This window comes from Allobosea sp. 05T439 (assembly GCF_056396005.1).
The window spans coordinates 1-7,168 of the sequence record NZ_JBFTKP010000089.1; the positions used below are offsets into that span (position 1 = coordinate 1).

At 66.7% G+C, this 7,168-nt stretch carries 8 protein-coding genes; 6 read left to right on the plus strand and 2 right to left on the minus strand.

What is annotated here, in order from left to right:
* Positions 1-350 precede the first annotated feature (350 nt).
* Positions 351-764 (minus strand): hypothetical protein, encoded by a 414-nt coding sequence (locus AC1DIO_RS34770; protein ID WP_441508264.1) that lies wholly within the window; start codon positions 762-764, stop codon positions 351-353.
* 434 nt (positions 765-1,198) lie between these two features.
* On the opposite strand from AC1DIO_RS34770, the gene rpiB reads away from it, so the two are divergent.
* From rpiB to AC1DIO_RS34785, 3 genes are all read left to right on the plus strand, one after another.
* The gene (gene rpiB / locus AC1DIO_RS34775) at positions 1,199-1,648 is read left to right on the plus strand and encodes a ribose 5-phosphate isomerase B (protein ID WP_476854902.1); all 450 of its coding nucleotides are present in this window, start codon (positions 1,199-1,201) and stop codon (positions 1,646-1,648) included.
* A 159-nt stretch (positions 1,649-1,807) separates the two neighbouring features.
* Positions 1,808-2,542, plus strand: coding sequence for a metallophosphoesterase family protein (locus tag AC1DIO_RS34780; protein ID WP_476854900.1), 735 nt, complete (start codon positions 1,808-1,810; stop codon positions 2,540-2,542).
* Positions 2,539-3,384: an EamA family transporter gene (locus tag AC1DIO_RS34785; protein WP_441508262.1), complete on the plus strand. Its 846-nt coding sequence runs from the start codon at positions 2,539-2,541 to the stop codon at positions 3,382-3,384. Before AC1DIO_RS34780 ends, AC1DIO_RS34785 begins: the two co-directional genes overlap by 4 nt.
* A 2-nt stretch (positions 3,385-3,386) precedes the next feature.
* Here AC1DIO_RS34785 and AC1DIO_RS34790 read toward each other — a convergent pair whose 3' ends face one another.
* On the minus strand, positions 3,387-4,280 hold the full coding sequence (locus AC1DIO_RS34790; RefSeq protein WP_441508261.1) for a LysR substrate-binding domain-containing protein: 894 nt from the start codon (positions 4,278-4,280) through the stop codon (positions 3,387-3,389).
* Positions 4,281-4,385: 105 nt separating this feature from the next.
* Between AC1DIO_RS34790 and AC1DIO_RS34795 the strand changes: the two genes are divergently transcribed.
* From AC1DIO_RS34795 to AC1DIO_RS34805, 3 genes are all read left to right on the plus strand, one after another.
* On the plus strand, positions 4,386-5,531 hold the full coding sequence (locus AC1DIO_RS34795; RefSeq protein WP_441508260.1) for a 2-aminoethylphosphonate--pyruvate transaminase: 1,146 nt from the start codon (positions 4,386-4,388) through the stop codon (positions 5,529-5,531).
* Positions 5,532-5,542: 11 nt separating this feature from the next.
* On the plus strand, positions 5,543-6,796 hold the full coding sequence (gene phnA, locus AC1DIO_RS34800; protein WP_441508259.1) for a phosphonoacetate hydrolase: 1,254 nt from the start codon (positions 5,543-5,545) through the stop codon (positions 6,794-6,796).
* Position 6,797: 1 nt separating this feature from the next.
* Positions 6,798-7,168, plus strand: a 371-nt coding sequence (locus AC1DIO_RS34805; RefSeq protein WP_476854901.1) for an aldehyde dehydrogenase family protein, incomplete at its 3' end; no start/stop codon positions are given.

Here is a 7,168-nt window from a genome sequence, read left to right on the forward strand (position 1 = left end):
GGGCCAGGCGGCCAGGCGATGACAGCGTCATGGCGTTCACAGACTTCGGCATCGAGACGCTCAAAGGCCTCGCCGAAATCTACAAAGCCAATCCTCACCTGCTCACAAGATCGGACGACCCGAAATAGCCGTACTGCGGCCTACGCCGCATGGTTACTGCTCTTCCCGTGGCCATGTCGAAACGCTGGCCTACGCCGAGGCCGGCCCCTCAGCAGCKGGCTCGGCAGGCAGTCATCTACGTGGCGTCATGTCCCGCCCCATGTGCGGCAGAGAAGCGCGGCTGTCGTAACAAAATTTGGGTGGGACGCCCCGCGCGCCCGGACGAGCGCGCGGGAGAGGCAAACGAGCGCTCAGCGATAGTCGCGGTAGTCGTACGCCGGGGCATAATAGCGCCTGCCGTAGACCGGCGCGGCATAGACCGGCCCGCCATAGACCGGCGCGGCATAGTAACCATTGTCGTAATAGTAGGGGTCAGCATAGGCGCGGCGGTTCGCGGCCACGGCCGCGGCTCCCAGAAGTCCGAGACCAACGGCGCCCGCCACGACCGCGCCGCGGTTCGGGCCATACCAGCCGCCGCGATAGCCACGATATCCACCGCGATAGCCGCGATAACGATATTGCGAATATTCCGCCGCTGCCTTGTCGAGCCGCGAGGCATCCACGACCGGACGCGCTTGCCCAGCGAAGGCCGGCACGGCCGAGCCCGCCGTGACCACGCTCGCGGAAGCCAGCGCAACGATGGCGGTTTTCCTGAGGGACATCATGATCGAATCTCCTTTTATCGGGCTCTCCTCCTCCCGAAGCTGAGGACAGGTTCGCGCCGCCCGGTTGAATGGCGGGTGAACCAATCGCGGCTGGATTGCGGCAGGCGCCAAGCCGTCTCCTTGCGCGTGCGTCGCCAAACAGTCGCTTTGAAGGGAAGCATCGACGCTTCCAAAGACTGCATTGTCCAATCAACGAAKGGCGGAACCGGTTGTTCCMCTCGCCGCCATGTCTCCGAGAACGGAAGCCAGCATGCCCGCTTTGCGATAGCGAACTCKATTACCGTCAATCGTCCTGCCGTCGCCTCGGCCCAGGCACCGCAGCGGGTCGTCAGCGTCCGGCTGCGATCAATCAGTGCAAGGAGAAGATGCGCGTCGCACCCTGCTTGGCCATGAGAGCCTTGAAGCGTTCGCTGGAGGCCGCCTATACCGTCTCCATGACAGCCAGCAACCGCATCGTCCTCTCCAGCGACCACGCCGCCATTCCGCTCCGGCAGGCCATCGCCGCTCATATCGCGACGCATGGCTGGGTCGCGGTCGATATCGGACCGACGACGCCGGAGAGCACCCCCTATCCCAGGCATGGCGAAGCGGCGGCGCGGCTCGTCGCCTCCGGCGATTGCCGGTTCGGTATCATCCTGTGCGGCACCGGCCAGGGCATCATGATGGCGGCGAACAAGGTCAAGGGCATCCGTTGCGGCGTCTGCGCCGACACGTTCTCAGCCCGCATGATCCGCCAGCACAACGATGCCAACATGCTGTCGATCGGCGTGCGCGTGGTGGGCGAAGGGCTCGCGCTCGATATCGTGGATGCATTCCTCTCCGCCCAGTTCGAAGGCGGCCGGCATGCGACGCGGGTCGAGATGATCGGGGCGCTGGAGGGCTAGCGCCCGCGCGCGCCCCGAGCCGACACGGCCACCGTCCTGAACAGGGTCTCTAACCCGCATCCGCGCAAAAACATTTCGCTGGCAAAGCGTCCCGCATGCTGTAAAGCGCGCGGCGCGACCCTTGATGCCTTCCGGGGTTCGACGGCCACGGAGTGAGCCATGCGCATCGGCGTCATCGCGGACATACACGGCAATCTGCTGGCTCTCGAGGCGGTGCTGGACCAGCTTCAGCGCGCCGCGCCCGATATCATCGTCAATCTCGGCGACTGCGCCTCGGGCCCGTTATGGCCGGCGGAAACGGTCGCGCGTCTCAGGGCGGCGGAGATGCTGCACGTCCGCGGCAACCATGACCGCGCCCTGGGAGCAGCCTCGCCCGAAGGGCTCGGTCGCTCCGACCGCTTCGCCTGGGAGAGGCTCGACGCGGCCGATCGCGCCTGGCTGTCGACGCTACCGCAGGAGCAGTTCGCCGCCGGAGCGCAATGCGTCCATGCCTCGCCCGGCGACGATGAAGCCTATCTGATGGAAGCCGTCGCGGGTGGCCGCCTCGTTCCCGACAGCGTCGCCGCCGTCGAGACCCGGCTGGCCGGCACAACGGCGCCGCTCCTGCTCTGCGGGCACAGCCACCTGCCGCGGGTCCTGCGGTTGTCCAATGGGATGGTCGTCGTCAACCCCGGCAGTGTCGKGAACCCGGCCTATGAGGACGAGACGCCGCCTGCCCATGTCTCCGAGAGCGGAAGCCCGCATGCCCGCTTCGCGCTGGTGACGATCGCGGACACGATCACGGTCGAGCATCACGCCATCGCCTATGACTGGGACGCAGCCGCGGCACGCGCCCGGCAGAACGGGCGCGACGACTGGGCCCATGCCCTGGCGACAGGCAGCGTGCGCCGGTGAGCCTCGGGATCTTCCTCACCGTGCTCGCCGCAGCGGCGATGCATGCGGGCTGGAACGCCTTCGTGAAGGTGAAGCTCGAACCGCTCCACGCCATGGCGATGATCTCGCTCGCCTCCGGGCTTATCGCCCTCCCCGTCCTGCTGGTCACGGGCTGGCCGAAGCCTGAGGCCTGGCCCTGGCTCCTCGCCTCGCTGATCCTGCATCTCGGCTACTATATCGGCCTGTCCGGAGCCTATCGGCGCGCCGATATGAGCCAGATCTATCCGATTGCACGCGGCGGAGCCCCGCTCCTGACCGCGGCGATCGCCATGGCCGTCTTCGGCGAGCGCCTCGCCGTGCCGCAGCTCGCCGCCATCGGCCTGCTCGGCACCGGCATCATGCTGGTCTCGGTCCTCGGGCGCCGGCGCGGCGCTGCCTTCGATCCCGGTGCGCTCGGATTTGCAGCGCTGACCGCCGTCATGATAAGCGGCTACACCCTGGTCGACGGGCTCGGCGCACGGGCCGCCGGGGACCCTCATGCCTATTCGGCGGCGCTGTTCGTGATCAATGGCACGCCGCTGATCGCCTATATCGCCTTGCGCGGTGGACGGGACGCGCTGACCGCGATGCGGCCGTTCTGGCTGCAGGGCACGGCCGGAGGCATCCTGTCGCTCGGCGCCTACTGGATCGCGATCTGGGCGATGACGGTCGCACCGATCCCGCTTGTCGCGGCCGTCCGCGAGAGCTCCGTGCTGTTTGCCGCCGTGATCGCCTATGTCTGGCTGAAGGAGCCGCTGCAGGCATCGCGCCTGGTCGCCTGCGGCTTCATCGTCGCCGCGCTCGCGCTGATGCGGCTCGCCTGAGCTCAGCGCGCGATCGCGGCTTGCGCCTCGACGAGTCCCTGGACTGTCTCGAAGAAGCCGCGCACCAGCGGAATGCGCCGGCGCTCGGCCCGGCAGGCCGCATATTCGCCGACCGCGAAATCGGCGCCGGTGATGACCAGCCGCTTCAGCGCGGGATCGGGCCGGAACTCCGCCTCGAAGATCACCCCGATGCCGAAGCCGGCGGCGACGGCCTCCCGCACCGCCTCGCGCGACTGGACCTCGAGCAGGTTCGCCGGCTTGATTCCCGCCTCGGACAGGCGAGCCTCGAAGGTCTCGCGCGTGATCGAGCCGCGTTCTCTCAAGACGATGTCCTGGCCCGCGAAGGCCTCGATCGGGATGCTGTCATGCTGCGCCAGGCGGTGCTCGCTGGCGATGAAGGCGACCAGCCGGTCAGCGCGCAGCTTCACCGTATGGAGGCGCGGATCCGAGCTCTGCCGCGCGGTGATCGCCACATCGGCGGCGAAATCCATGATCTGGTCGACCACTTCGGAGGAATTTCCGATCGTCAGCGAGAATGTCAGGCCGGGATAGCTTTCGCGCATCCGTGCCAGCGCGGCCATGACATGGGTGGCGCTGTCGGCGGCAATGCGCAGATGGCCACGCTGCAGCGTCCGGCTGCCGGCAAGCAGCGATTGCGCCTCGTCCTGGGCCGAGAACAGCCGGGCCGTGATGGCGAAGAGGCTCTGGCCCAGCGGGGTGAGCTTGGTCTTTCGGCCGGCCCGATCGAACAGGCGCACGCCATAGGCGTCCTCGAGCGAGCGGACCTGCGCCGAGAGCGTCGGCTGGCTGACATGGCGCGCCTTGGCCGCGCCGGTGAAGCTCTCGGCCTCCGCCACTGCGTGGAACGCCGACAGGCCGGAATAGCTGATCGCCATGCCATAGGTCCTTTCTATGGATCGCATGGATAGGATGTATTGGAGCTATGTCAAATCTCGCCCTACCGTTTCGCCATCGGCTGCAACGACACAAGCGAGATCGACATGGCCCAAGCCCGCCGCCCCGCCGTTTCCGAGACCGGTGATCCCCTCCTCCTGACGCCCGGACCGCTGACGACCAGCAAGGCGATCAAGGAAGCCATGGTTCATGACTGGGGCTCCCGGGACGCCACCTTCGTCGGCATCAACAAGGCCGTGATGGAGGAACTGCCGAAGGTCATCCATGGCGAGGGCAGCTTCGTCACCGTGCCGATGCAGGGCTCGGGCACTTTCGCGGTCGAGGCCATGCTGACGAGCTTCGTGCCGCGCGGCGGCAAGGCGCTGGTCCTGATCAACGGCGCCTATGGCCAGCGCGCCAAGCGCATCCTCGAGATCGCCGGCCGCGATGTCGTCACCCACGAGACGGCCGAGGACATGCCGCCCGATCTTGCCGAGGTCGACCGGATGCTCGTCGCCGATGCGGCGATCAGCCATGTCTTCGTGGTCCATTGCGAAACGACGAGCGGCATCCGCAACCCGATCGAGGCGGTGGCTGCGCTGGTCAAGCGCCATGGCAAGCGCCTGCTGATCGACTCGATGAGCGCCTTCGGGGCGCTGGCGCTCGACAGCCGCGAGGTCTATTTCGACGCTGTCGCCGCCTCTTCGAACAAGTGCATCCAGGGGGTGCCCGGCCTCGGCTTCGTCATCGCCCGCCGCAGCGCCCTGGCGGAGACCAAGGGCAATGCCACCACGCTCGTGCTCGACCTCCACGATCAGCACGCCGCCTTCGAGCGCACCGGGCAATACCGCTTCACCCCGCCGATCCATGTCATCGTCGCGTTCCATGCCGCCCTGCAGGAATTCTGGACGGAAGGCGGCGTCGCCGGACGTGGCGAGCGCTATGCCGACAATGCGCGCATCCTGATCGAGGGCATGCAGGAACTCGGCTTCCGGACGCTGCTGCCGGCCCACCACCAGGCGCCGATCATCGTCACCTTCCACATGCCGCAGGACAAGAACTTCGTCTTCCAGCGCTTCTACGACACGCTGAAGGACGCCGGCTACGTGATCTATCCGGGCAAGCTGACCGTCGCCGACAGCTTCCGCATCGGCTGCATCGGCGCGCTGGGCGCGCAGGACATGAAGGCCTTCGTCGCCACGGTCTCGGACGTGCTTGCCGAGATGGGCGTCGGCCTGAAGTCGGCGGCGTGAAGGAGCAGATGATGAACATGCATTCAAAGGTTGGATCGGATGTCGTGGCGAACGGGCGGGCCTATGCCCGGCCGCAGCGTGCAACGGTCGTGATCTGCATGGACGGCTCGGAGCCGGCCTATATCGAGGCCGCCAGCGCCAAGGGTCTGACCCCGAACCTCGACCGGATCATGCGGGCCGGCACCAGCACGCATGCCTACTCGGTGATCCCGAGCTTCACCAACCCGAACAATCTCTCGATCATCACCGGCCGCCCGCCGGCGGTCCATGGCATCGCCGGCAACTTCTTCTACGACCGCGAAGCCAAGGAAGAGGTGATGATGAACGATGCCCGCTTCCTGCGGGCGCCGACCATCCTGGCCGAGTTCCAGAAGGCCGGCTTCAAGGTCGCGATGGTKACGGCCAAGGACAAGCTGCGGACCCTGCTCGGCAAGGGGCTCGATTTCACCAGCGGCACGGCGATCGCCTTCTCCTCGGAAAAGGCCGACAAGGCCAACACGGCGGAGAACGGCATCGACGGGGTGCTCGGCTTCGTCGGCATGCCGGTCCCCTCAGTCTATTCGGCCGATCTCTCCGAGTTCGTCTTCGCCGCCGGCGTCAAGCTGCTGGAGAGCTTCAAGCCGGACCTGATGTATCTCTCGACGACCGACTATGTGCAGCACAAGGCGGCGCCGGGCTCTGAAATGGCGGACGCGTTCTACGCCATGTTCGACAGCTATGTCGGCAGGCTCGATGCGCTCGGCTGCACGCTCGTCATTACCGCCGACCACGGCATGAACGACAAGCACCTGCCCAATGGCGAGCCGGACGTAGTCTATCTGCAAACACTGATGGACGAATGGTATGGCAAGGGCACGATGCGCGTGATCCTGCCGATCACCGATCCTTACGTCGTCCATCACGGCGCGCTCGGCTCTTTCGCCACGGTCTACCTGCCCGAGGGCGCCGACCAGACCGAGGTTGCGGCCCGCATCTCCGGCATCGACGGCATCGCGCTCGCGGTCACCTCGGCCGAGGCCTGCGAGCGTTTCGAGCTGCCAGCGGACCGGATCGGCGACGTGGTCGTGGTCTCGACACGCTCGAAAGTGATCGGCACCTCGCCGGATCGGCACGACCTCTCGGGGCTGACCGAACCGCTGCGCTCGCATGGCGGCATCACCGAGCAGCGCGTGCCGATGATCGCCAACCGGCCGATCTCCGTGCCGGAGGGGCGCACGCTCCGCAATTTCGACGTCTTCGACGTCGCCCTCAATCTGGTGAGCTGAGATGAACGCGAATGTGAATCCGCCCGTGCGGCGCGAGACGATGCGGATCGCCGGCAAACTCGTCTCGACCGACGACATGGTCGAGGTCCGCAATCCCTACGACAATTCCGTCGTCGGCCTGGTGCCGGCGGCCCGGCCCGAGCATGTCCGCGAGGCCTTCGCCAAGGCGCGCGCCTTCAAGCCGACACTGACCCGCTATGAGCGTCAGCAGATCCTGCAGAAGACGGCCGAGCTGCTGCGCGACCGCAAGGAAGAGTTCGCCCGGCTGATCACGGCCGAAGCCGGGCTGTGCTGGAAGGATTCGCTCTATGAGGCGAGCCGGGCCTATGACGTCTGGTCCTTTGCGGCCCAGCTCACCATCAAGGATGATGG

What these genes read in the sequence shown, in the direction of transcription:
- AC1DIO_RS34770 (WP_441508264.1), bottom strand. Translation starts at nt 764, where the DNA reads ATGATGTCCCTCAGGAAAACCGCCATCGTTGCGCTGGCTTCCGCGAGC.
- rpiB (WP_476854902.1), top strand. Translation starts at nt 1,199, where the DNA reads ATGACAGCCAGCAACCGCATCGTCCTCTCCAGCGACCACGCCGCCATT.
- AC1DIO_RS34790 (WP_441508261.1), bottom strand. Translation starts at nt 4,280, where the DNA reads ATGGCGATCAGCTATTCCGGCCTGTCGGCGTTCCACGCAGTGGCGGAG.
- AC1DIO_RS34795 (WP_441508260.1), top strand. Translation starts at nt 4,386, where the DNA reads ATGGCCCAAGCCCGCCGCCCCGCCGTTTCCGAGACCGGTGATCCCCTC.